The sequence below is a fragment of the Xanthomonas sp. 60 genome (genome assembly GCF_011761925.1).
On sequence record NZ_JAASQW010000005.1, the window covers coordinates 233,708 to 255,867 of the forward strand.

Consider the following 22,160-nt stretch of genomic DNA (forward strand, 5'->3'; position numbering starts at 1 on the left):
ATCGCACGTCGTGCTTCAATTCGTTCTCCAGCACCGTCATGCAGCCACTCCGCAGGCTTCGCGGTAGAGATCCAGGTACTGCTGTCCGGCCACGTCCCACCCGCTGGGCTTGAGCATGGCGGCGCGACGCATCGCCGCCAGCAGTTCGGGCCGGCGGAAGGTGCGCAGGGCGCGCTCCACGCAGCGGCGCATGCCGTCGGCGGTGGGCTCGTTGAACAGGAAGCCGGTCACGCCGTCTTCCACGGTGTCGACCAGTCCACCCGTGGCATGAGCGATGGGCAGGCAGCCGAAACGCTGTGCATACATCTGGCTCAGTCCGCAGGGCTCGAAGCGCGACGGCATCAGCAGGAAGTCCGCGCCGGCGAACATCTGCCGCGCCAGTCCTTCCTCGAAACCGATGAATGCACCCACCTGGCCCGGGAAGCGGCGCGCCAGAGCGCGCACCTGCGCTTCCACCTGCGGCTCGCCGCCCCCGATGATCACCAGCTGCCCACCGGCGGCGATGATCTGCGGCGCCACCTCGCAGGTGATGTCCAGCCCCTTCTGGTGCACAAGGCGGCTGACCACCGCGAACAGCGGGCCGGCACCGGTGCGCAGTCCGAACGCCCGCCGCACGCTGTCCGCATTCGCACGCCGTCCGTCAAAGCGGTCGATGCTGAAGTGCGAGCTGAGGTGGCGATCGTTGCGCGGGTCCCAGCTGGCATCGATGCCGTTGACGATCCCGCTGAGGTGGCCACCCGCTGCACGGCGCGCCAGCAGGGTGTGCAGGCCGCAGCCATCGGCCGGTCCGGTGATCTGCCGGGCATAGTGCAGGCTGACCGTGTTGAGGCGGGTCGCATTGCTGATGCCGGCCTGCAGGAAGGACATGTTGCCGTGGAAGTGCAGTTCGTCCAGGTGCGCCTGGGGAATGCCCAGCGCTGCGGCCAGCGTGTAGGGGTAGACACCCTGGTAGGCGAGGTTGTGGATGGTCAGCAACGTGGCGACTTCGGTGCCGTTCCAGCGGACATAGGCCGCGGCCAGCGCAGTGGGCCAGTCGTTGAGGTGCAGCAGCTGCGGCGACCAGTCCAGGCCGGCGCGTCCAGCAGCGATCTCCGCCGCCACATGCGAAAGGGTGGCAAACCGCACGGCGTTGTCATTCCACTCGTTGCCGACGCTGTCCACGTACGGCGTGCCGCTGCGGTCGAACAAGGCATCGTTGAGCAGCACGTATACCGGCAGCCCGTCCTCCTGCACCGCACGCCCGATGCGGCAGGCCGGCAGGTCGCCGCGCGGCGCGGTCTCGCCCTCGATGCGCAGCCCACGCAGACGGCTCACCACGTCCGGGTAACCGGGGATGAGCACACGCACGTCGCAGCTGTTGCGCAACGCACGTGGCAGCGACGCAGCAACGTCACCCAGCCCGCCCGCCTTGATGAAATCGGCCATTTCGGAGACCACGAACAACACGTTGTCACCGGCGCGGTAGGCCAGCGGCTGGGGCGTGAAGCGGCCCCGGGTGTCGCGCGCGCGCGCAGGCGTGCGCCCGCGCAGGCGCAGTGCGGCGGATTCCAGGTCGATAACGGGGTCGACGACGGCGTTCATGGAGGTGCTCACAGGCAGGTGGCTTCGGCGATCGAGGCCTGAACAGGTCCGGCCCGTCACACGGAAGGTGTGGCGAGTGACGGGGCAGTGGTCAGCGCATGGACGTGGGGGACGTCAGCGAGTGCTGTGTAGGGAATCTATACCCCTGCCCGATCAACCCATCGTGAAAAGTCGGAGGAATCTGCGTGACAAGGCATGGTTCATGCATGAAGCGCGCTGCGGGTGACGTGTTCATCGCAGCCGCACACGCTATCCACGCGGGGGCGCGCCGGCATCTGCGACGTTGGGTAAACCGTTCAAGAAAGGATTTCGTCATGCGATCTGCTTCCAACGCACGTCCCCCGCCGCGCGCTGACATCGCGCGGAAACCTCACGCCGCCGCGGCATGCACCGCCCTGCCCTTGGTGCTCGCCGCATCGCTGGCGGCATGCCAGCCGACGACGCCACCTGGGCCCGTCGCGGGCGCGCCGAAGGCTGCCACGACCACGGCGCTGCAGGCCGGCGCTCGAGTCCTGCAGCCCGCCGGGCCCGCAGGCGAACTGGATATCCACCTGGTGGGCTTCCACCCGATGAAGAACGCGCCACGGGAGCAGATGGAGGCGCACCATTACTGCCATCAGCTCAACGAAGATCTCGCCCAGTGCGCGCTGTTTGACAGCGATCGCAACGATGCACGCCTGGTGGGAATCGAGTACATCATCTCCGAGCGCCTGTTCGCCCAGCTCCCGCCACAGGAGCACGAATTCTGGCACCCGCATAATGGGGAAATCCTTTCTGGCCAGCTCTCTGCACCGAACCTGCCCCCGCCTGCGGAACATGCGCTGATGGAGCGAAAGATGAACAGTTACGGGAAGACCTGGCATACATGGCATGCCGGCGATACCGCCTTGCCGCTGGGCCAGCCGCAGCTGGCCTGGTCATTCAACCGCGAAGGCGAGATCGAGCCGCCGCTCATCGCGCGGCGTGATGGGGCCAGCACCATCTCCACCGCCGAGCGCCGCGAAAACCGCCGCGACCTGCTGCCGCTGGCGCGCCCGCAGCGGGGCGTGGACGCCCTGCGCGCTGCTTTCCCGCAGGCAACACCGTGGGACGGGGTCGAGCAGTCTGATGCAATGGCACGCTGAATCTACCTTGGGCAGGATGCAGGAAAGACGTACTGCCCTCACCAGAAACGCGCAGGGCGTGGACAGCGTGGCAACACCACACACGTTAAGAAGGCGCCATGACACTATCTACCCTGCATACCGGATCCCGACGCTGGGCCTTGGCTGAAGGCTATATCCCGTCGTGGAGCAACGGCCCCGAACCGGAGCTCGAAAGCCACGAGACCTGCTGCATGCTCAACACCAATGACGAAGACGCAGCGGTGACCCTCACGCTTTACTTCGAGGACCGCGAGCCTGTGGGTCCCTACCGGGTCACCGTGCCCGCACGCCGCAGCCTCCATCTGCGCTTCAACGACCTGAAGGAGCCGGAGGCGGTGCCGCGCGGCGTGGCCTTCGCCACCGTGATCGATTCGGACCGGCCCATCGTCGTCCAGCACACACGCCTGGATTCGCGACAGGCGGCCAACAGCATCATGACCACCATCGCCCACCCGTTGTCCGCACCCGGCTGAGCTCGGCCGCGCTCGGGCCGCTGCCGGTGCCGCGGCGTGCACACTCCCGACACGCCACGCGCGCAGGTGGTTTACCCGGTCAACCGCAGACTGCGGCTTCCCCCTTCCCAAGGAGACACCCGCATGGCCCTGCCCGATTATCCCCGCCCCCCGTTCAAGGAACAGCAGCAGTCGTTTCCCGGCAAGACCGGGAAAATGGATCCGCGCCCGGACCATGGCGAAGACAGCTATGTGGGCCACGGCCTGCTCGAAGGCAAGAAGGCGCTGATCACCGGCGGTGACAGCGGCATCGGTGCCGCAGTGGCCATCGCCTATGCCCGCGAGGGCGCCGATGTGGCCATCGCCTTCCTTGAGGGCGAGGAAGAAGATGCGGCGCGTATCGGCGGGTTGATCGAGGCCGCGGGTCGCAAGGCGGTGCTCGTGGCATGCGACGTGAGCGATGACAAGCAGGCCGCCGCGCTGGTGGACCATGTGAACAAGGCACTCGGCGGCATCGACGTGCTGGTGAACAACGCGGCCTACCAGGCCTTCTACGAAAACTTCGACGACATCACCATGGAGGCCTGGCGTCGCCACTTCGAGACCAATGTCCACGCCGTGTTCAACCTGACCCGTCTGTGCGTGCCGCTGATGAAGGGGGGTGGATCGGTCATCAATACCGCCTCGGTCAACTCGAAAAAGCCGACACCGAACCTGCTGCCCTACGGCGCGACCAAAGGCGCTCTGGCCAACCTGACGATCGGCATGGCCGGCCTGCTTGCCGACAAGGGTATCCGGGTCAATGCGGTGCTGCCGGGCCCGATCTGGACGCCCTTCATTCCGGCCGGAATGGCGGCCGAAGAAGTGAAGGAGTTCGGTTCGCAGACGCCCTTCGGGCGGCCTGGCCAGCCGGTGGAGCTGGCCTCGGCCTATGTGATGCTCGCCTCGGACACCGCCAGTTATACCTCCGGCGCCCTGCTCACCATCTCCGGTGGTGCGGCAACGCTCTGACAACCAGGGCTTTGACGAGCCGGGCTCCGGCCCTGAATTGAGCAACTGACACGATCGAGAGGACATCTACGTGACTGATCTCCCCCAGAGCAAGAAAAACGCCGAGCATGAGCGCGCGCCGGGTACGGCCATGCCTGACGCGGACACCGTCGAGAACGCCGGCTACAACCAGCATGGCCATGGCAAGGGCGGCAAGCTCGGCGAAGGCGAGCCCGGTGGCCATCAGGAGGACGACGGCAGCACCCAGCCCAACTTCGGCCAGACCAACAACCAGGGAAAGGATCCGTCCTGACCTGCACGCACGTGGCCGCCGGCGATTTCGCCGGCGGCCTTTTTAGTACGTTGAACCGTCTTCCAGTGAGGCGGGGGCAGCCGCTGCGCTGCCCTCGCCGCCCTTGCGTTACGGGGTGAGAACGACCTTGCGGCAATCGTCGCGCTTGTCATCGAACGTCGCATAGCCTTCGGCGGCGTCGCGCAGCCGCATGCGGTGCGAGATGATCACGCCCGGATCCAGCTTGCCTTCCATGATCGCGGTGAGGAGCTCCGGCATCAGGCCCTGCACATGCGTCTGCCCCATCTTGAAGGTCAGTCCCTTGTCGAAGGCATCACCCAGCAGGAAGCCGTGCACGAAGCCGGCGTAGACCCCCGGAATGCTGACGGTACCGCCGCGCCGCGTCGCCGCGATGCACTGCCGGATCGCGATCCCGGTGCTGCTCTCCAGCTTGAGCGCAGCCAGGGTGGTCTCCAGGGCGCTGCCCTCGGCCTCGAAGCCGACCGCCTCAATCGTGGTATCCACGCCGCGGCCGCTGGTCTGGGAAACAATCCATTCGGCGGGATCGTCGACGTCGCTGAAGTTGATCGGCGTCACACCATAGGTCTGCCGCGCGAACTCCAGCCGGTACGACAGGTGATCCACCATGAAGATCGTCTCGGCGCCGAGCAGCCGGCAGCAGGCCGCGCTCATCAGTCCAACCGGACCGGCGCCGAAGATGGCCACGGTGGAGCCCGGCTTCACGCCACCGTTGAGCGCCGCCTGGTACCCGGTCGGCAGGATGTCGGAGAGGAACAGCACCTGTTCATCCGGCATGCCCTCCGGGATCCGCAGCGGGCCCACGTTGGCCTTCGGCACGCGGACATACTCCGCCTGGCCACCCGCCACGCCGCCGTAGAGGTGGCTGTAGCCGAACAGTGCGGCCGGCGGCATGATGCCCTTCTTGTTGAGGGCCGCGCCGGGGCCGGGGTTGGTGGTTTCACAGGCCGCATACTCGGCGAGCTGGCAATGGAAGCAGCCGCCACAGGCGATCACGAACGGGATCACCACGCGATCGCCGCGCTTTACCTGTGTCACGCCGGAACCCACCTCCTCCACAATGCCCATGAACTCGTGCCCGAGCACATCACCGGTGTGCAGATCGGGGATCTTGCCGTGATAGAGGTGCAGGTCCGAGCCACAGATGGCAGTCGCTGTGACCCGCAGGATCAGGTCGTCGTCAGCGGCAAGAATGGGATCGGGAACGGTTTCCACCCGCACGTCTTTCTTTCCGTGGTAGGTCAGTGCCTGCATCGGGATACTCCTGTGGGAAGACAGTCCCGTGATACGCCACCGGGTGTAGGCCGTGGTGACCTGCATGTGTGGGTGCCGTTGACATGGCACCTCCACGCCGTTAACCGGACGCGCCGCATGCTCGGGCCTCCCTCAGGAGAACCGCATGAACGACAAGCTCCCGCTCAACCCGACCACCGATGCCGACGACCAGGCCAAGGGACATACGCCGGACAAGCTGCGCAACGACGAGGCGAAGTGGACCTCCAAGGACATGCCCGAACAGAAGAAGGGAGCGGTTCCGGAAGATTACGAGCGGCTGCCCACGGACCGCTGAGCCGCCACGCCCCGCAGGGCGCCGTTCCCGTCGGCGCCTGCGGGGAACGCCTCAATGGCGCTGGGCGCCCATTGCCGCAGCGAGCGGTGCAAGATCAGCGTCAACCTGCGGGCGCACCACGCGCGCCTGCTCGATGCCATCCTTGAGCAGCACCAGCGTTGGCCACAATTTGACCCGATAGGCACGCCCCAGTGGCCTGCCACGGCCGTCTTCCACCCCCACGTGGCACATGGGATGGGACGCCACGAAGCGCGTGACCAGCGGCGCCGCCCGCTGGCAGTGACCACACCATGCCGTGCCGAAGTCCAGCAACGTCCAGCCGGTCAGGCCGGTCACCTCATGGGCGTCAGGTTCTTCCTCACACATATGCAGTCTCCATCGGGCATCTCCAGACACCCGTGGGAGCGTGCCGCTGTCCACGTTGTCGCGGTGCGAAACCGGCGTTCGTAAAGACGGAAAGCCACCCCACCGTTGCCGGTGGGGTGGCATGCGCGTTGGGTGACCACGTGCGCTTGCGTGGATCAGGCCGCTTTCAGGACCCGATAATCGCTGTCATTGCTGGCGATTGTGGTTTTGCGCCGTTAACGTCGGTCGCCTCCCGGGCTGTCCACTTGGATTGCTCGCCACGTCGAAACCGATGCAGCCCCTTCATCCCGGCACTGTCGCCAATGCGTGGATGGTGGAGCTGGCGGGAATCGAACCCGCGTCCGCAACGCCTCCTCTTCGCTTCATACAGCCATGACCCGTTGCCAACGACTGCATCTGGGACACCCCCGAAGGGGCAAAACGATTAGAGCAGCGTTGCGTCAGGCAGGCTTGCAGAATCCGGGCACTCAGGCCGCCTCGACGGCGGCAGGCAGCTGGTTGGCCAGCGCACGCACGATGGCGGCCGGCGTCGCGGGCTTGCGCTCACGCACCACGCTGGACAGGTCGGCAGGGAATGCCGTGTCGTCGTAGCCGGTGACGACCACGAACGGGAGCGCGGCGGCCTTCAGCGCCCGGATGACCTCGAAGGCGGCCCCTTGCCCGAGATTGACATCGACCACCGCAGCGTCGACGCCGCCCTCGCCCAGCATGGCAAGCGCCTCCTCCACGCTCGATACCGGACCGATGATCTCGGCCCCGGTACTGCGCAGCGCGGCCGCCGTATCGTGGGCCAGGTAGAAATCGTCCTCGAGCACCAGCACCCGCCGCTGGTCCAGGCGAAGGGTATGGGACAGATCGCAGGACCCGCCCCCGACCTTCTGCGTGACGGGTGCGTCGGTCTGCAGCAGGCTGTCCTGGGCACGCAATGGCAACCCGATCCGCGCAGTCACACCGTCCGGCCGCACCTCGATCCGGCCGACGCCACCCAGTTCGTACGGCACCCGCGCTTCGACCAGGGCCGTGCCGAAGCCTCGCCGCACCGGTGCTGTCCAGCCGGCGACCGCAGGACGTTGCTCGTCCCAGTGGATGTCCAGCCAGGGCGCGCCTTCCGCCTCGGCCAGCGACCAGGTGATCACGATGCGCCCTTCCGGGTCGGCCAGGGCCCCGTGCTTGAGCGCGTTGGAGGCCAGCTCATGCAGCGCGAGTGCAAGGACTTCAGCCGCCTTCGGCGGCACCACCACATCAGGGCCCTGCAGCGTGTACTGGGTGCGCTCGGCCTGCGCGGACAGCTCCTCTTCAAGCAGCGCGTGCAGTGCGATCCCCGCATTGGCGGCGCGCGTCAGCAATGCCTGGGTCCGCGCCAGCGACATCACCCGGTCCGACAGCCGCTTGGCGTAGTCATCTACGCTGGTGACGCTCTCGCGCGTGCGCCAGGCAATGGACGCGATGAGCGCCATGATGTTGCGGACGCGATGCTGCAGTTCGCCCAGCAGCACCGACTGGCGCTGCGCCCAGAGCCGCTCTTCGGTGACATCGCTGCAGATGCCCGCGATCCGCGTCACCTGCCCGCGGGCATCGAACAACGGGAACACGGTATCGCGCAGGACACGGAATTCACCGGTGTCCGGGCGCTGGATCCTGAACTCGTGCACGCGGCGGTTGCCGTCGCGCGCCTCGGCCAGCGTCTTCATGGCCGCCTCCCGGTCATCCACCACGACCCGGGCCGACCAGTTGCGCAGGTCACCCATGCAGGCTTCGCGCGGCACCGCGTAAACGGTCTCGAACGCGGTGCTCAACAGTTCCGCCTGCATCGTATCGGCGCTGCGTATCCACAGCACGTCCGAGGAGGCATGAGCGAACTGCCGGAAGCGCGCTTCCTTCTCCCGCAGGCGCTCGTTGGCGCGCTTGATCGCGTCGATGTCCACGATGACCACGAACACGCCGGTGATCGCGCCCTGCTCGTCGCGCATCGGTGCGGCGGCAACGCGGGTCCAGGTCTCATGGCCGTCTGGGTGCCGGCAGAGGAACTCCACACCGGGGTCGACGGTCTCGCCACGCAGCGCCCGGGCGGCGGGAAACGCGTCGGGTGGGACCGGGTTTCCAGCCTCGTCCCAGCTGCGCCAACGCGCCACGTTGCCCGGATCGTCCGAGGGGATCTGACGTGTGGGGAGGTAGCGGTCCATCACATCGTTGGACATCGCAACCGCACCGTCGGCGCCGATGATCGCAATGCCCACCGGCAGCATCTTGAACGCCAGCGCGAGCCGTTCCTCGCTGCGGCGCTGCTCCTGCTCAGCCAGCTTGCGCTCGCGTCGCTGGCGCTGCTCCCCGGTGGTGTCGAACATGGTGACCAGCACGCCCTCCACCGCGCCGTCTGCACCGTGCAGCGGACTGTAGGTGATGGCGAACCAGACCTCCTCCAGCACACCGTTGCGCACCAGCGGGTAGCATTTATCCCGGAAGGTCAACGTCTGTCCCGTCCAGACCTGATCGTAGATCGGACCGTTGATGTGCCAGACCTCGGGCCAGCACTGCTGCGTGGGCACGCCCAGGCCGCCGGGATGCTTGTCCGCCATGATCTCGGCATAGCCATCATTGTAGAGCTGGATCAGCTCCGGTCCCCACAGCACGATCATGGGAAAGCCGTGCGCCACCATCAGGTCGACGTTCGCCCGCAACGCGGGCGACCAGCCCGTCCGGTCGCCCAGAGGCGTGGCCGCCCAATCGTGCCGCGCTATGCGTTCCCGCATGCCCGCGGGCGCACTGCCAGGTCCGCCGGCACCCGCAGCCCGTACCGTCGGCATGAGCGTGGAAACGTTCCCGGCGGGGGGCGGAGAGGGGGCGTGCATCGACGCGGCCGTCAGTGCGGGCCGGGGCGCCGGCCCTGCGCCAGGGTCTCTTCCAGCGCACGCGCGAGGGCCTCCAACCGGTACGGCTTGGCACAGCGCGGAACATCGCTGAAGCGCGCCGGGACGTTGTCGTCGTAGCCGGAGGTCAACAGGAACGGCACGCCTTTCTCGCGCAGGCGATCGGCCACCGGATAGACCAGCTCGCCCCCCAGGTTGATATCCAGCAGCGCGACATCGATCTGCTCAGCATCAAGCAGTTCACCGAGCGCCTTCAGGTTGCCGGCCGGCCCGATCACCTGCACGTCCTTCATCTCCAGGAAATCCACCAGGAACATGGCGATCGTGTATTCGTCCTCGGCCACTAGCACTTTCGCGCCACTGAGACCGCCTGGCGTATTGCGTTCCTGACCCACCTCGACTCCTTGGATAGCTGCTCCCCGCAGGGGGGATTCGTGCGAATGTGGCCGCGATGATGCACGAAGCGAAGGGCAAGGGTGCGTGAGGGGCGTGCCGCGCCCCACGCCCACGGGCACCTCAGGTGCCGACCACCCTGCCCCGGTCGACCTGGATGACCTGCCCGCCGAACATCGCCACGTCCTGCGGGTCATGGCTGATGAGCAGCAGCGGGATGCCGGCCTGCGCAAGCACGTCCTGCAGTTCGCTGCGCAGGTGCTCGCGCAGGGCGTGGTCGAGCGCGGCGAAGGGCTCGTCCAGCAACAGGGCCTGCGGCCCCGGCGCCAGTGCCCGGGCCAGCGCCGTGCGTTGCCGCTGCCCCCCTGAGATCTCGCCAGGCAGCGAATCGGCCACGCCGTCGATGCGCAACGCGTGCAGCCAACGCTCCACCCGTTCGTCGCGCCGGTCCGGCGACGGGTTGAGCCACCCGCCCTGCAGGCCGAAGGCTACGTTCTGGCGCACGCTCAGGAACGGAAACAGGGCGTAATCCTGGAACACATAGCCGATGCGCCGCCGCCGCGCGGGGACATCCACCCGTGCCTGCCCTGTCCGTCTGAAGACGTCCTCGCCGTGCAGCCGGACGTGCCCGTGGTCCGGCCGCAGCAGTCCGGCCACGGCGCGCAGCGTCAGGCTCTTGCCTGCGCCGGAGGGACCGCACAGCACCACCTGAGGCGCCGTGCAGCACAGCGCGACCTGCAGATCGAACACCTGCCCCGCCGCGCGCATCCGCCGCTGGATATCCACGTCAAGCCACATCACGCACCCCGCGGCGGCGTCCGCCCACCAGCCGTGACGCCAGCAACAGCACCCCGATGCACACCACCGAGGTCAGGATCACCAACGCGTTGGCACGCCCGTCCTGCCCTGATTGCACCGCCTCGTAGATGGCGATGGAAAGCGTCTGCGTGCGCCCCGGGATGCTGCCGGCCACCATCAGCGTGGCGCCGAACTCGCCCATCGCCCGCGCGAAGGCCAGCAGCACGCCGGCCAGTATGCCGCGCCAGGCAAGGGGCAGGGTCACCCGGAAGAACACCGCTGCTTCGGTCAGCCCGAGCGTGCGCGCGGCCTGTTCCAGCTGGCGGTCCACACCTTCGAACGCGGCGCGTGCGGGCTTGAAGACCAGCGGCAACGAGGCGATCGCCGCGGCGATCACCGCCGCCTGCCAGGTGAACACCAGATTGACCCCGAACGTGGCCTGCAGCCAGCCGCCCAGCGGTCCGTTGCGTCCGATCAGCACCAGAAGGTAGTAACCGAGCACGGTCGGGGGCAGCACCATGGGCAGTGTCAGCACCGTATCGAGCAGCTCGCGCCCGGGAAACCGACGGCGCGCCAGCAGCGCACCCAGCCCCACGCCGAGCACGAGGTTGATCAGCGTGGCCCAGCCGGCCACTTTCAATGACAATCCCAGTGCGGTCCAGTCCAGGTCCATGAGCTCAGGGGGCGCTGAAGCCATGCCGGCGCAGGATCGCCTGACCCTGCGGGGAACGCACGAAGGCGATGAAACGCTGCGCCTCGGCAGGCTGGCGCGTGTCTTTCAGCGCGGCCAGCGGATAGGCGATCCCGCCTTCTACGGGCACCTCGAACGCCCGGCTCACCCGAGCGGGCATCGCCTGCGCATCGGTGGCGTAGACAAAGCCCGCATCCACTTCGCCGCGGGCCACGTAATCCAGTGACTGGCGCACGTTCTGGGTGCGGATCACCCGGCTCTGCAGCGCAGTCCACAGGCCGGCGCGCCGCAGGGCCTGCAACGCGTAGTGGCCTGCCGGCACGCTGTCCGGGTTGCCCAGCGCGATCCGCTGCATGCCCGGTGCACCAAGGTCCTGCAGGCGGCGCGGCGGTGCGGTGGCGCGCGGTGGCACCACCACCCACAACGTATTGCGGGCGAACACGTGGCGGCTGCCGGGCAACAGCAGGCTCCGCTGTCCGGCTCGGTCCATCGTGGGCATGTCAGCCGATGCGAAGACATCCACCGGCGCACCGCGGCCGATCTGCTGCAGGAGCACGCCGGAAGCGGCGAAGTTGAGGTCGACCCGGGTGCCGGGATGGGCCTGTTCGTAGGCGCTGGCCACCTCCCGGAAACTCTCGGTCAGGCTCGATGCCGCAGAGACCGTCAGCGTGGCAGCCGACGCCGGCAGGGCGCCTGTCAGCAACGCGAAGGACAGCCACGCGAATGCAAGCCGCGCACGCCTGATCATGGTTGGCCGCCCTCCTCGGGGGCCACCGGCAGATCCTCGGCGTGGCACAGGGTGCAGCCCTCGCTCCAGACGCTGTCGCCGTCCTCGTAGTGTTCCTGTTTCCATACCGGGCTGTGGTGCTTGACCACCTCGATCAGCTCGCGGCAGGCGGCGAAGGCCTCGCCGCGGTGTGGCGTACCCGCCGCGACGACCACGGCGACATCGCCCACCGCCAGGCGACCCTTGGCGTGTGCGATGTACAGCTTCACGCGTGGACCAAAGCGGGCCTGCACCTGGCCGGCCATGCGCTCGAACCCGGCCATCACCAGCGGCTCGAACAGATCATACGTAATCCCCCGCACCGCCCTGCCCTGGTTGAGATCGCGCACCTTGCCGATGAACACATCAAGGCCACCGAAACCCGGATCGGATACGAATGCGATGGCCTCGGCCGGATCGATCGCCCCCTCGGCGCGCTCGACGATTTTCCACAGTGACTGCGCACTCATGCTCATCCTCCGCTCACCGGTGGCAGGATCGCCACCCGGCCATCGGCCGGCAAGGGCTCGTGGTCGCGCAGCACGCGCTGGGAATCGGCGAACGCGGAGTAATCCAGCAGCCCCGCGCGGAACCCCGGCCAGCGCTCGGGCAGCACCCGGCGCAGGGCCGCACGCAGGTCGGCGACCTGCCCACCGTCGACCTCCACGCGGATCTCGCGCGCCGGATCAAGGTCCGAGAACGCGCCGAACAGTTGCAGCGTTACCTGTGTCATCACGTCTCCTGACAATCGAAATGGATCGGCTCGTGATGGCCCCAGCCCAGCACCTGCACGTGCGTCCCCGCCGGCGCCGGACCCTCGCGCGGTTCCATCACCGCCCAGGCATTGGCGTGTAGCGTGGTCGCCAGGCGGAACGATTCCTGTCCGCTGCCGATGTGCGCGCTCAGCTGGCCGCGCGCGTCCAGGCGGACCTGCGCGCGCGCGTGCCAGCGCATGCCGGCCGGCGGCTCCACCGCGTGTGCCAACGGGACCGTGAGCGGCGTCTCCGGCGGCAGGCCGAGCAGAACGCGCAGCACCGGTTCGACGAAGAAGCGCTGCCCCACCGCGGTCGATACGGGATTGCCCGGCAGACCGAAGTACAGCGCGCCATCTTCCAGCCGGGCAAACAGGATGGGCTTGCCGGGCCGGATCGCCACCTTGTGGAAGCACACGCGCGCACCGCGTGCACGCAATGCGTCGGGAATGAAATCATAGCGCCCGGCGGAGACCGCGCCGGTACTCACGACCACCCGTGCGCCCGCTGCCAGGGCCGCGTCCAGGGCCGCGTCGAAGGCGGCCACCTCATCGCTGACCGTGTCCTGCAGCACCACGTCGGCGCCGGCCGCCTGCAGGCGCGACACCAGGTAAGGCCGGTTGCTGTCACGGATCTGGCCGCTCTCCAGTGCCTGCGCCGCCGTGCCAACCAGTTCCTTGCCGGTGGCGATCACCGCCACACGGGGCCGAGCCCGTACCGGCACGCTGCCCACGCCCAGCGCGTGCAGCAGGGTGATGGCATTGGTGTCCAGCCGCGCGGCGGTGCCGAGGACCTCTTCACCCGTCGCCACGTCCTGGCCACGCAGGCGCACGAACTGCCCCGGCTGCACGGCCGCGCGCAACCGGATGCGCAACGGGCGCGCACCATCACGCACGAGAACCTCGACCTGCTCGACCGGGACCACACTGTCCAGGCCTGCTGGCAGCCGCGCCCCGGTCATGATTTCCCAGGCGCCGCTGGCGCCCTCGGCGGCGGCATCGCCGGCCGCCTGCCAGCCGGTGACCGCCCATTCCGTTCCCGGCGCTGTCACGTGGCCCTGCAGGCACAGCGCAAAGCCATCCATCGCCGAATTGTCGAACGGCGGCAGGCACTGGCTGCTGTGCACGGCGGCGGCACTGACACGGCCGGCTGCCTGCTGCGTGGGCAGCTGCTCCACGGCGGTCATGCCGTGGTCGCGCGCCTGTTCCAGAAGGCACTGCAACGCCTCTTCATACGCGATCATGCGTGGCCACCGCCCGCCATCATCGCCAGCGCATGGCCCAGCACGGGCGCGAGGATGTCCAGGCACTGCGCGGCCGCGCGCGGACTGCCGGGCAACGCGACGATCAGCATGTCCTGCACCTGCACCACCTCGGCGCGGCTCAACCACGCCATCGGCGTGTGCTGGGCGCTGAGCGTGCGCACCATCGCGGCAAGTCCCGGTACGCTGCGCCCGCCCAGCGACTGCAGCGCTTCCGGCGTCAGGTCGCGCGGCCCCAGCCCCGTACCCCCGGTGCACAGGCACAGCTGCACGCCCTGACCGGCCAGCGTCCGCAGCTGAGCGGCGAGCGGCTCGATGCCATCGGCAAGGATCACCTGCTGCACCACGTCACCGCCCAGCGCCTGCAGGCCGGCGGCAAGCACCGGCCCGGACGCGTCTTCATAGCCCCCCGTGCTGGCCCGATCACTGAGCGTCACCACCGCGCAGCGTGCCCCTTGCAACCCTTTGGGCGCGCGCGGGCGGAACCGCTCGCGCTCAGCCACCGTCATGCCCTGCGGGTGCTCCCACACGCCGCGCTTGCCGCCTTCCTTGAACAACAGGCGGATCCCGGACATCTCCAGCCCGGGCTCGACCGGTTTGCTCAGGTCGTACAGCGTGAGCAGGGCCGCATTGACGCCGGCCAGCGCCTCCATTTCCACGCCGGTACGCGCCTCGCTCGCGCACTCGCACCACACCCGGATCGCATGCCGCTCCGGCACCGGTGCGCAGTAGACCCGCACCAGCTCCAGCGGCAGCGGATGGCACAGCGGCATCAGCGCCGAAGCCATCTTCGCGCCCTGCAGGCCGGCGATCTCCGCCATCACCAGCGCATCGCCCTTCGGCAGTCGGCGCTCGACAATCAAGGGAAAGGCCAGCGGCCCGGCAATCAGTTCACCGACAGCGACAGCGCGTCGGCGGGTCACGCGCTTGTCGCGCACATCGGCCATGTGGAAGGCCGCGCCTGGTTCAACCGTCATGCTGTGTTTCATCCTCCGATGGAAGCCAGATGGGGCGTCAGCCCGGTCTGGCCCTGGTGCAGTCCGTGCCCGGCCGCTTTCAGGCCGAGCTGGGTGGTGATGCGTGCGAGCAGCGCGTCATGGTCATCATCGGACTGCAGCAGTGGCCGCAGCGCGATGCCGAAATCGCCGAACAGGCACAGCCGCAGGTCACCGCGCGCGGTCACCCGCAGCCGGTTGCAGCCCCGGCAGAAGTCCTTGGAATACGGCGCGATGATGCCGACGCTGCCGCGATGATCGGGGTGCGTGTATTCACGCGCCGGGCCGGCGTCCGCACGCCGCGGCCGTTCATGCCAACCGGCCGCCGTCAACTGGTGGGTGATGTGCTCGGCGCGCAGGTGGTGCTGCTTGAAGTAGGCCTCGTTGTCGCCGGTGCGCATCAACTCGATGAAGCGCACGCTGACCGCGCGGGTGCGCAGGAATGCCATCCACTGCGGCAGTTCATCGTCATTGAGCCCGCGCAGCAGCACGGCGTTGAGCTTGACTGCCTCAAGTCCCAGCTCCGCGGCCATGTCGATGCCTTCCTGGATCTCGGGCAGGCGGTCGTGGCCGGTGATGGCCAGGAAGCGCCCCCGGTCCAGGCTGTCCATGCTGATGTTCAGCGCCGTCAGCCCAGCGCGGTGCCAGCCCGGCAGGCGGCGCGGCAGCAGCGTGCCGTTGGTGGTCAGGCCGACCTTGCGCACCCCCGGCACGGCCGCGACGGTGGCGATGATTTCGTCCAGATCCCGCCGCAGGCTCGGCTCCCCGCCGGTCAGGCGGATCTTGTGCATCCCCAGCGTGGCGAAGGCGCGCACCAGGCGGCGGATCTCATCCACGGCGAGGAACTGCGGACGGCCGTCGGCCTGGTAGCCGTCGGGCAGGCAGTACGTGCAGCGGAAGTTGCACGCCTCGGTAAGCGACAGGCGCAGGTATGGGAAGCTGCGCCCGAAGCCATCGGTGAGTGGGCTCATGTGCGTTCCAACGGAGAGCGGCTGGTCATGGTCTCGTGCCGGCCGTGCGGGCCGCCCCTGATCGTGCGTGTTCATTGCAGGCAGCCTACCGGGATCGGCGCGACGGCGGCATGACTTCCGCGCCGGATCGCCGGCCTCACCTCATGCTGCATGCGCTTTTATGCGTGTTGTTGCACGCTTCTGCACGTTGCTGAAAAATGGTCGCCATGAGCACCGAAGCGCTACCGAGCGAACGCCACGCCCGCATCCTGCAGCAGCTGAAAAACGAAGGGCGCGTGCTCTCGGCCGCGCTCGCGGTGCAGTTCGGCGTGTCCGAAGATTCCATCCGCCGCGACCTGCGCGACCTTTCCGCGCAGGGCCTGTGCCGCAGGGTCCATGGCGGTGCGCTGCCCGTCACCCCGCAGTACGCGCCCCTGCACGAACGCCATGACCAGGCGGCCTGCCGCAAGCACGCGCTCGCCCGGTGCGCGGTGGCACAGCTGCGCGCCGGGCAGTCGCTGCTGCTCGATGCGGGTTCCACCAACAGCGCCCTCGCCAGCGCGCTGCCGCCGGGCGCCGCACTGCAGGTGGTGACCAATGCGCCGGACATCGCGCTGCGCCTGCTCGACCACCCGGGGCCTGAGGTGACCCTGCTCGGCGGCCGCCTGCACAAGCGGTCCGGCGCCCTGCTCGGTGCGCAGGCACTGCAGGCCCTGCAGATGCTGCGTGCGGACATCGCCTGCGTCGGCGCCTGCGCGATCGACGTGGCAGGCGGGCTGTGGGCGATCGATGCCGAGGAGGCGGTGCTCAAGCGTGAGATGCGCGCGCGTGCCGACCGTCATCTGGTCGTAGTGGCCAACGAAAAGCTGGGTGCGGTGGCCAGCTTCCGGATCGGTGAGCTCGACGAGCGCAGCATCCTGGTCTGCGAACACGATGCACCCGCCGCCTTCGTCGACGCCCTGCAGGCGCGGGGCCTGCAGGTCCTGCGCGCTCCCGCCGCGACCGCCTGACCCGACCTTCCCATTCCAGCTGCCAGCGAGCCCCGATGCCTGCCTCCGCTACCACCGCGCACGTCGCCCGCCGGCAACAGCACGCCACGCGCGCCGCCTTCCTGCTCCCCGGCTTCGCCCTTGCCGCCTGGGCACCGCTGGTGCCTTTCGCCAAGGCACGCACCGGGCTGGACGAAGGCACGCTGGGCCTGGCCCTGCTCTGCCTGGGTGCCGGCTCGCTGGTGGCCATGCCGCTGGCCGGTGCCGCCGCCGCACGTCTGGGCTGCCGTGGGGTGATGCTGGCCACCCTGCTGATGGCCTGCGCCATGCTGCCCCTGCTTGCGCTGGCCCCTTCGGCGTGGCTGCTGGGCGCGGTGCTGTTCGCCTTCGGTGCGGGAATCGGGGCCTGTGACTGCGTGATGAACCTGCAGGCGGTGATGGTGGAACGTGATGCGGCACGCCCGATGATGTCCGGATTCCATGCCTGGTACAGCATCGGCGGTGCGCTGGGCGCCGCAGCGATGACCGGCCTGCTCATGCTCGGGTTGATGCCGTGGCTGGCGTCCGCGCTGCTGGTGGCGCTGATGCTTGCGGTGATGGCCCTGGCCGCCCCGCACTGGCGCGTTGACCGGGCGCCGGCCGATGCGCCCGTGTTCGCCGTGCCGCGCGGCATCGTGCTGCTGATCGGCGTGCTGTGCTTGATGGCCTTCCTTGGCGAAGGGGTGATGCTGGACTGGAGCGCGGTCTTCCTGCACGACGTGCGGGGCGTCGATGTCGGCCGGGCCGGACTGGGCTTCTTCGCCTTCTCGGTGGCGATGACGGTGACCCGCCTGTTCGGCGATGCGGTGGTGGCCCGCGTCGGGGGCCAACGCGCGATTCTGCTGGGCGCACTGGTGGGTGCGGGCGGTTTTGCGTTGCTGCTGCTTGGGCAGGGCCTGGGCTGGGCCCTGGTCGGTTGCGTGCTGATCGGCATGGGCTGCGCGAACATCGTGCCGGTGCTGTTCTCGCTGGCCGGGCGCCAGACCGTGATGCCCGAACGCCTCGCCATCCCGGCGGTCACCACGTTCGGTTACGCCGGCGTGCTGGCTGGGCCGGCCCTGGTCGGCTTTGCGGCGCAGGCCAGCAGCCTGGGGTGGGCGCTGGCGCTGGTCGCCCTGTCGCTGCTGCTGGTCGGCGCGACGGCGCACTGGGTCCGCCTGGCCTCGCCCTGAGCGGCACACCCGGGCGCCGGCCTCATCGCGCAGCGAGCAGCCCGCGGCGGCGGAACCACATTTCCAGTGGCACGGTCACCAGCGGCGGAACCGCAGCGGCGACCGCCAGCAGGGCCGCCCACCACGGCCAGCGCAGGCGCACGGCGGCCAGCACCGCCACCACCGCGTAGACGATGAACGCGACGCCGTGCAGGCGGCCGAACAGCCACACCCCGATCTCCGTCGTGGCCAGGCCGTATTTCAGCCACATGCCGACCAGCAGGCCGGCCCAGGTGAAGGCCTCGGCGAATGCGACCCAGGCAAAAAGGCGGCCCATGGGGCTGAGGGGGAGTACGGCGTTCAAATGGGCATCCGGCGCGGCTGAAAGGCGTTACAGCATACGCATCCGCACCCCGCCGGGCCTGCTGCGGCTGCACTTGCACCGGCGGCCGCAGCGGTGATAGCGTCGTAATTACTACGTAATTACAGAGGCGTCGCGCATGACCGGTGGCTGGAACACCCTTGCAGAACAGCGACAGGACCGCCTGCAGCGCGTCGCCGAGGCCGGCCTGGGGCGCCAGGTCGACCACGGGCAGGCACGCGCGTTGCTGCATGCCGTGCTGCAACCGGGCGATCGCGTGTGCCTGGAGGGCAACAACCAGAAGCAGGCCGACTTCCTCGCCGACACCCTGTCCGAGCTGGATGCGGCCCACGTGCACGACCTGCACATGGTGCAGTCCGTGCTCTCGCTGCCCTCCCACCTCGATGTCTTCGAGCGCGGCATTGCCAGGCGCCTGGACTTCTCCTTCTCCGGACCGCAAGGGGCCCGGCTGGCCAATCTGGTCGCCGAGGGCCGGATCGAGATCGGCGCCATCCATACGTACCTGGAACTGTTCGGGCGCTACTTCATCGATCTCACGCCGCAGGTCGCGCTGGTCGCCGCACAGGCCGCTGACCGCCACGGCAACCTGTACACCGGGCCCAACACCGAAGACACCCCGGTGATCGTGGAGGCCACCGCCTTCCGTGGGGGCATCGTGATCGCGCAGGTGAACGAAATCGTCGATACCCTGCCGCGCGTGGACATCCCCGCCGACTGGGTGGATTTCGTGACCCTGGCGCCGCGCCCGAACCATATCGAGCCGCTGTTCACGCGTGATCCGGCGCAGATCTCCGAGATCCAGGTGCTGATGGCCATGATGGCGATCAAGGGCATCTACGCCGAGTACGGCGTGCAGCGCCTCAACCACGGCATCGGCTTCGATACCGCGGCCATCGAACTGCTGTTGCCCACCTATGCCGAATCCCTCGGCCTGAAGGGAAAGATCGGCAGCCACTGGGCGCTGAACCCGCACCCGGCGCTGATTCCGGCCATCGAATCAGGCTTCGTCAAGTCCGTGCATTCCTTTGGCTCCGAGCTCGGCATGGAAAACTACATCCAGGCCCGGCCGGATGTGTTCTTCACCGGGGCCGACGGCAGCATGCGCTCCAATCGCGCCTATTCGCAGACCGCTGGTCTGTATGCCTGTGACATGTTCATCGGCTCCACGCTGCAGATCGATCTTCAGGGCAACAGCTCCACCGCCACGCGTGACCGCATCGCCGGCTTCGGCGGCGCCCCCAACATGGGCTCCGACGCCCGCGGCCGGCGCCATGCCAGCCCAGCCTGGCTGAAGGCCGGGCAACAGGCCGCGTTGCCCGGGCAGATGCCCCGTGGCCGCAAGCTTGTGGTGCAGATGGTGGAGACCTTCCGCGAGCACATGGCACCGGCGTTCGTCGAGCGCCTGGATGCGTGGGAACTGGCCGAACGCGCGGCCATGCCGCTGCCGCCGGTGATGATCTACGGCGACGATGTCACCCACGTGCTGACCGAAGAAGGCATCGCCAACCTGCTGCTGTGCCGTACGCCGGAGGAACGCGAACAGGCCATCCGCGGGGTCGCCGGCTATACGGCGGTGGGCATGGCGCGTGACAAGGCCATGGTCGAGAACCTGCGCGACCGCGGGGTGATCCGCCGCGCCGAGGACCTTGGCGTGCGCACCCGCGACGCCACCCGCGACCTGCTCGCCGCACGCTCGGTCAAGGATCTCGTCCACTGGTCCCAAGGCCTGTACGAGCCGCCGCAACGCTTCCGCAACTGGTAAGGCAGACGACCATGGAAACCCTTCGCTACCGCTTCCCCGGACACCAGCGCCTCAACGATGCGCAACGCCACGCCCTGGTCGGGGTGGTGGCCTCGGGCAACCTGGAAGTCATGCTCGAACCGGCCGCGCTGGAGGGCGCCATGGAGATCGAGGTCATCACCTCCGCGCGTGGCTTTGGCGCGATCTGGGAAGCGGTGCTCACCGACTTCGCCGCCCGCCATCCCCTGCGCGACGTGCGGTTGTCCATCAACGATGCCGGCGCGACGCCGGCGGTGGTCAGCCTGCGCCTGCAGCAGGCGCTGGAGAGCCTGCAGGATGATTCGCCGGGAGACGTGCGATGAGCCACAGCTACTATGAAGCCGACGCGCGCGAACGCATTGCCGGCGTGCTCGATGCCGGGAGTTTCAACGAATTCGTCGGCCCGCGCCGTCGCACCGTCAGCCCGCACCTGGCCCAGCTTGATGTGCCGGGCGCCTTCGACGACGGCATCGTGGTTGGCGAAGGCCTGCTGCGGCAACGCCCGGTACTGGTGGCCGCGCAGCAGGGGCAGTTCATGGGCGGCGGCGTGGGCGAAGTGCACGGCGCCAAGCTGGTCGGCCTGCTCGAACGGGCCGTGGCCACGCGTGCGGAAGGCGTGCTGCTGCTGCTCGACAGCGGCGGCGTGCGCCTGCACGAAGCCAACGCGGGCCTCATCGCGATCTCGGAAATCATGCGCGCCACACTGGCCGCGCGGGCGGCGGGCGTGCCCGTGCTGGCGCTGATCGGCAGCGGCAACGGCGCGTTCGGCGGCATGGGCATCGTCGCGCGCTGCTGCACCACCGTGATCATGTCCGAGGAGGGTCGCCTTTCACTGTCCGGGCCGGAAGTGATCGAGACCGTGCGTGGCGTGGAGGAGTTCGACTCACGCGACCGGGGCCTGGTATGGCGCGTCACCGGCGGCAAGCACCGCTTCCTGATCAACGAGGCGCAGGTGCTGGTGGCCGACGACATGGACGCCTTCGCTCAAGCAGCCGCGGCGGCCCTGGCCACCCCCGCGCAAGCCACTGATCCACTGCTCGCACTGGAACAGGCGCAGTCCCATCTGGAAGCGCGCGTCGAACGCTTCGGCCATTGCCGGGATGGGCTGGACGTCTGGGCCGGCCTCGGCATCGACGCGCCCGCGCGCCTGCCCCTGCTCGACACGCCCACCTTTCTCGCGGCCGTCGCGGACCGGAGCCTGCCATGACCCTCGACACCCTGCTCGATGCCCTCTTCCCGCAGGGCCACGCGGTCGCCCGTCACGATGACGTACTGACCGGCACCGCAACCACCTCCGCCGGCGAGGTGACGGTCATCGGCACGACCAACAAGCTCGAAGTAGGCGTTGACCACGCCCTGGCGTTGTCAGCCTGCGTGCTGCGCAGTACCCGCGAACATCCGCAGCGGGCCATCGTGATGCTGGTCGATACGGCCGGACAGCGGCTGACGCGCCGCGATGAACTGCTGGGGATCAACGGCTGCTTCGCCCACCTGGCCGGCAGCCTCGACCTCGCGCGCCAGCGCGGCGCGCGGCTGCTGAGCCTGGTGTACGGCGATTCGGTGAGTGGCGGGTTCCTGTCGTTCGGGCTGATGGCCGACCGCATTTTCGCCCTGCCCGATGCGCAGGTGCGCGTGATGGACCTGCGTGCGATGGCGCGCGTGACCAAGCAACCGCTGGAGAAGCTGCAGGCGCTCAGCGCAAGTTCGCCGGTGTTCGCACCCGGCGTGGACAATTACGTGGCCATGGGCGCGGTGGAAGCGGTCTGGGACGGTGACCTCGCCACGGCACTGGAGCAGGCCCTTGCCCTGCCCGTGCCGGCGGACCTGCGCCGTGAACGCGGCAAGGCGCGCGGCGGGCGACTGCTCGCGCATGACATCGCCGCCGCCGTGGCCGCAGGCCAGGCCTGAGCG

The 22,160-nt window shown here is 68.7% G+C and carries 25 protein-coding genes; 11 read left to right on the forward strand and 14 right to left on the reverse strand.

All coding sequences use genetic code 11. The features are described from left to right. Nucleotides 1-36 precede the first annotated feature (36 nt). Nucleotides 37-1,581, reverse strand: a complete 1,545-nt coding sequence (glgA, locus tag FHY09_RS12295; protein ID WP_166927164.1) for a glycogen synthase GlgA — start codon at nt 1,579-1,581, stop codon at nt 37-39. A 314-nt stretch (nt 1,582-1,895) separates the two neighbouring features. On the opposite strand from glgA, the gene FHY09_RS12300 reads away from it, so the two are divergent. The 4 genes from FHY09_RS12300 to FHY09_RS12315 all read left to right on the forward strand — a co-directional run bounded on the left by FHY09_RS12300 (nt 1,896) and on the right by FHY09_RS12315 (nt 4,481). Then, nucleotides 1,896-2,705, forward strand: a complete 810-nt coding sequence (locus FHY09_RS12300) for a DUF1264 domain-containing protein (protein ID WP_166927165.1) — start codon at nt 1,896-1,898, stop codon at nt 2,703-2,705. Between the two features lie 98 nt (nt 2,706-2,803). Further along, nucleotides 2,804-3,199 (forward strand): sensory rhodopsin transducer, encoded by a 396-nt coding sequence (locus FHY09_RS12305; protein ID WP_166927166.1) that lies wholly within the window; start codon nt 2,804-2,806, stop codon nt 3,197-3,199. A gap of 123 nt (nt 3,200-3,322) precedes the next feature. Then, the gene (locus FHY09_RS12310; RefSeq protein ID WP_166927167.1) at nt 3,323-4,189 is read left to right on the forward strand and encodes an SDR family oxidoreductase; all 867 of its coding nucleotides are present in this window, start codon (nt 3,323-3,325) and stop codon (nt 4,187-4,189) included. Nucleotides 4,190-4,259: 70 nt separating this feature from the next. Continuing rightward, nucleotides 4,260-4,481 (forward strand): hypothetical protein, encoded by a 222-nt coding sequence (locus tag FHY09_RS12315; protein ID WP_166926984.1) that lies wholly within the window; start codon nt 4,260-4,262, stop codon nt 4,479-4,481. 108 nt (nt 4,482-4,589) lie between these two features. On the opposite strand, the gene FHY09_RS12320 is transcribed toward FHY09_RS12315, so the two are convergent. Then, nucleotides 4,590-5,753 carry a zinc-dependent alcohol dehydrogenase gene (locus FHY09_RS12320; RefSeq protein WP_166927168.1) on the reverse strand — a complete coding sequence of 388 codons (1,164 nt, stop codon included), beginning with the start codon at nt 5,751-5,753 and terminating at the stop codon, nt 4,590-4,592. Between the two features lie 145 nt (nt 5,754-5,898). Between FHY09_RS12320 and FHY09_RS12325 the strand changes: the two genes are divergently transcribed. Continuing rightward, a complete protein-coding gene (locus FHY09_RS12325; RefSeq protein WP_166927169.1) occupies nt 5,899-6,069 on the forward strand; it encodes a hypothetical protein in 171 nt (56 codons plus the stop codon). A 51-nt stretch (nt 6,070-6,120) separates the two neighbouring features. Here the strand turns inward: FHY09_RS12325 and FHY09_RS12330 are convergent, their stop codons facing one another. From FHY09_RS12330 to moaA, 11 genes are all read right to left on the reverse strand, one after another. Next, nucleotides 6,121-6,435 (reverse strand): thioredoxin family protein, encoded by a 315-nt coding sequence (locus FHY09_RS12330; protein WP_166927170.1) that lies wholly within the window; start codon nt 6,433-6,435, stop codon nt 6,121-6,123. A 467-nt stretch (nt 6,436-6,902) separates the two neighbouring features. Then, a complete protein-coding gene (locus FHY09_RS12335; protein ID WP_166927171.1) occupies nt 6,903-9,185 on the reverse strand; it encodes a PAS domain S-box protein in 2,283 nt (760 codons plus the stop codon). 110 nt (nt 9,186-9,295) lie between these two features. Then, nucleotides 9,296-9,697, reverse strand: a complete 402-nt coding sequence (locus FHY09_RS12340; protein WP_166927172.1) for a response regulator — start codon at nt 9,695-9,697, stop codon at nt 9,296-9,298. A gap of 121 nt (nt 9,698-9,818) precedes the next feature. Beyond that, complete coding sequence (locus FHY09_RS12345; protein ID WP_166927228.1) at nt 9,819-10,493, reverse strand: ATP-binding cassette domain-containing protein; 675 nt, start codon at nt 10,491-10,493, stop codon at nt 9,819-9,821. Further along, complete coding sequence (gene modB, locus FHY09_RS12350) at nt 10,483-11,166, reverse strand: molybdate ABC transporter permease subunit (RefSeq protein ID WP_166927227.1); 684 nt, start codon at nt 11,164-11,166, stop codon at nt 10,483-10,485. The genes FHY09_RS12345 and modB overlap by 11 nt, the downstream gene beginning before the upstream one ends. Nucleotides 11,167-11,170: 4 nt before the next feature. After that, nucleotides 11,171-11,932, reverse strand: coding sequence for a molybdate ABC transporter substrate-binding protein (gene modA, locus FHY09_RS12355; RefSeq protein WP_166927173.1), 762 nt, complete (start codon nt 11,930-11,932; stop codon nt 11,171-11,173). Further along, nucleotides 11,929-12,420 carry a molybdopterin synthase catalytic subunit gene (locus tag FHY09_RS12360; protein WP_166927174.1) on the reverse strand — a complete coding sequence of 164 codons (492 nt, stop codon included), beginning with the start codon at nt 12,418-12,420 and terminating at the stop codon, nt 11,929-11,931. The genes modA and FHY09_RS12360 overlap by 4 nt, the downstream gene beginning before the upstream one ends. Before the next feature lie 2 nt (nt 12,421-12,422). Then, entirely contained in the window at nt 12,423-12,683 is a 261-nt protein-coding gene (locus FHY09_RS12365; RefSeq protein WP_166927175.1) for a MoaD/ThiS family protein, read from the reverse strand. Then, nucleotides 12,683-13,945: a molybdopterin molybdotransferase MoeA gene (locus FHY09_RS12370; protein WP_166927176.1), complete on the reverse strand. Its 1,263-nt coding sequence runs from the start codon at nt 13,943-13,945 to the stop codon at nt 12,683-12,685. Before FHY09_RS12370 ends, FHY09_RS12365 begins: the two co-directional genes overlap by 1 nt. Continuing rightward, nucleotides 13,942-14,940 (reverse strand): bifunctional molybdenum cofactor biosynthesis protein MoaC/MoaB, encoded by a 999-nt coding sequence (gene moaCB / locus FHY09_RS12375; RefSeq protein WP_166927177.1) that lies wholly within the window; start codon nt 14,938-14,940, stop codon nt 13,942-13,944. Before moaCB ends, FHY09_RS12370 begins: the two co-directional genes overlap by 4 nt. 8 nt (nt 14,941-14,948) lie before the next feature. Next, a complete protein-coding gene (moaA, locus tag FHY09_RS12380) occupies nt 14,949-15,929 on the reverse strand; it encodes a GTP 3',8-cyclase MoaA (protein ID WP_166927178.1) in 981 nt (326 codons plus the stop codon). Between the two features lie 206 nt (nt 15,930-16,135). Here moaA and FHY09_RS12385 point away from each other — a divergent pair, with 206 nt between their 5' ends. Together FHY09_RS12385 and FHY09_RS12390 are read left to right on the forward strand one after the other, a co-directional pair. Further along, on the forward strand, nt 16,136-16,918 hold the full coding sequence (locus FHY09_RS12385) for a DeoR/GlpR family DNA-binding transcription regulator (protein ID WP_456362801.1): 783 nt from the start codon (nt 16,136-16,138) through the stop codon (nt 16,916-16,918). A 35-nt stretch (nt 16,919-16,953) separates the two neighbouring features. Beyond that, nucleotides 16,954-18,108, forward strand: a complete 1,155-nt coding sequence (locus FHY09_RS12390) for an MFS transporter (protein WP_166927180.1) — start codon at nt 16,954-16,956, stop codon at nt 18,106-18,108. 22 nt (nt 18,109-18,130) lie between these two features. Here FHY09_RS12390 and FHY09_RS12395 read toward each other — a convergent pair whose 3' ends face one another. Continuing rightward, nucleotides 18,131-18,424 (reverse strand): DUF3817 domain-containing protein, encoded by a 294-nt coding sequence (locus FHY09_RS12395; RefSeq protein WP_166927229.1) that lies wholly within the window; start codon nt 18,422-18,424, stop codon nt 18,131-18,133. A gap of 163 nt (nt 18,425-18,587) precedes the next feature. Here FHY09_RS12395 and mdcA point away from each other — a divergent pair, with 163 nt between their 5' ends. Genes mdcA through mdcE form a run of 4 tightly spaced genes read left to right on the forward strand, consistent with a single transcriptional unit; the run spans nt 18,588 to nt 22,157 of the window. Next, entirely contained in the window at nt 18,588-20,231 is a 1,644-nt protein-coding gene (gene mdcA, locus FHY09_RS12400; RefSeq protein WP_166927181.1) for a malonate decarboxylase subunit alpha, read from the forward strand. 11 nt (nt 20,232-20,242) lie between these two features. Further along, the gene (gene mdcC / locus FHY09_RS12405; RefSeq protein WP_166927182.1) at nt 20,243-20,572 is read left to right on the forward strand and encodes a malonate decarboxylase acyl carrier protein; all 330 of its coding nucleotides are present in this window, start codon (nt 20,243-20,245) and stop codon (nt 20,570-20,572) included. Then, complete coding sequence (locus FHY09_RS12410) at nt 20,569-21,456, forward strand: biotin-independent malonate decarboxylase subunit beta (protein WP_166927183.1); 888 nt, start codon at nt 20,569-20,571, stop codon at nt 21,454-21,456. The genes mdcC and FHY09_RS12410 overlap by 4 nt, the downstream gene beginning before the upstream one ends. Then, entirely contained in the window at nt 21,453-22,157 is a 705-nt protein-coding gene (gene mdcE, locus FHY09_RS12415) for a biotin-independent malonate decarboxylase subunit gamma (RefSeq protein WP_166927184.1), read from the forward strand. Before FHY09_RS12410 ends, mdcE begins: the two co-directional genes overlap by 4 nt. Nucleotides 22,158-22,160: the final 3 nt, after the last annotated feature.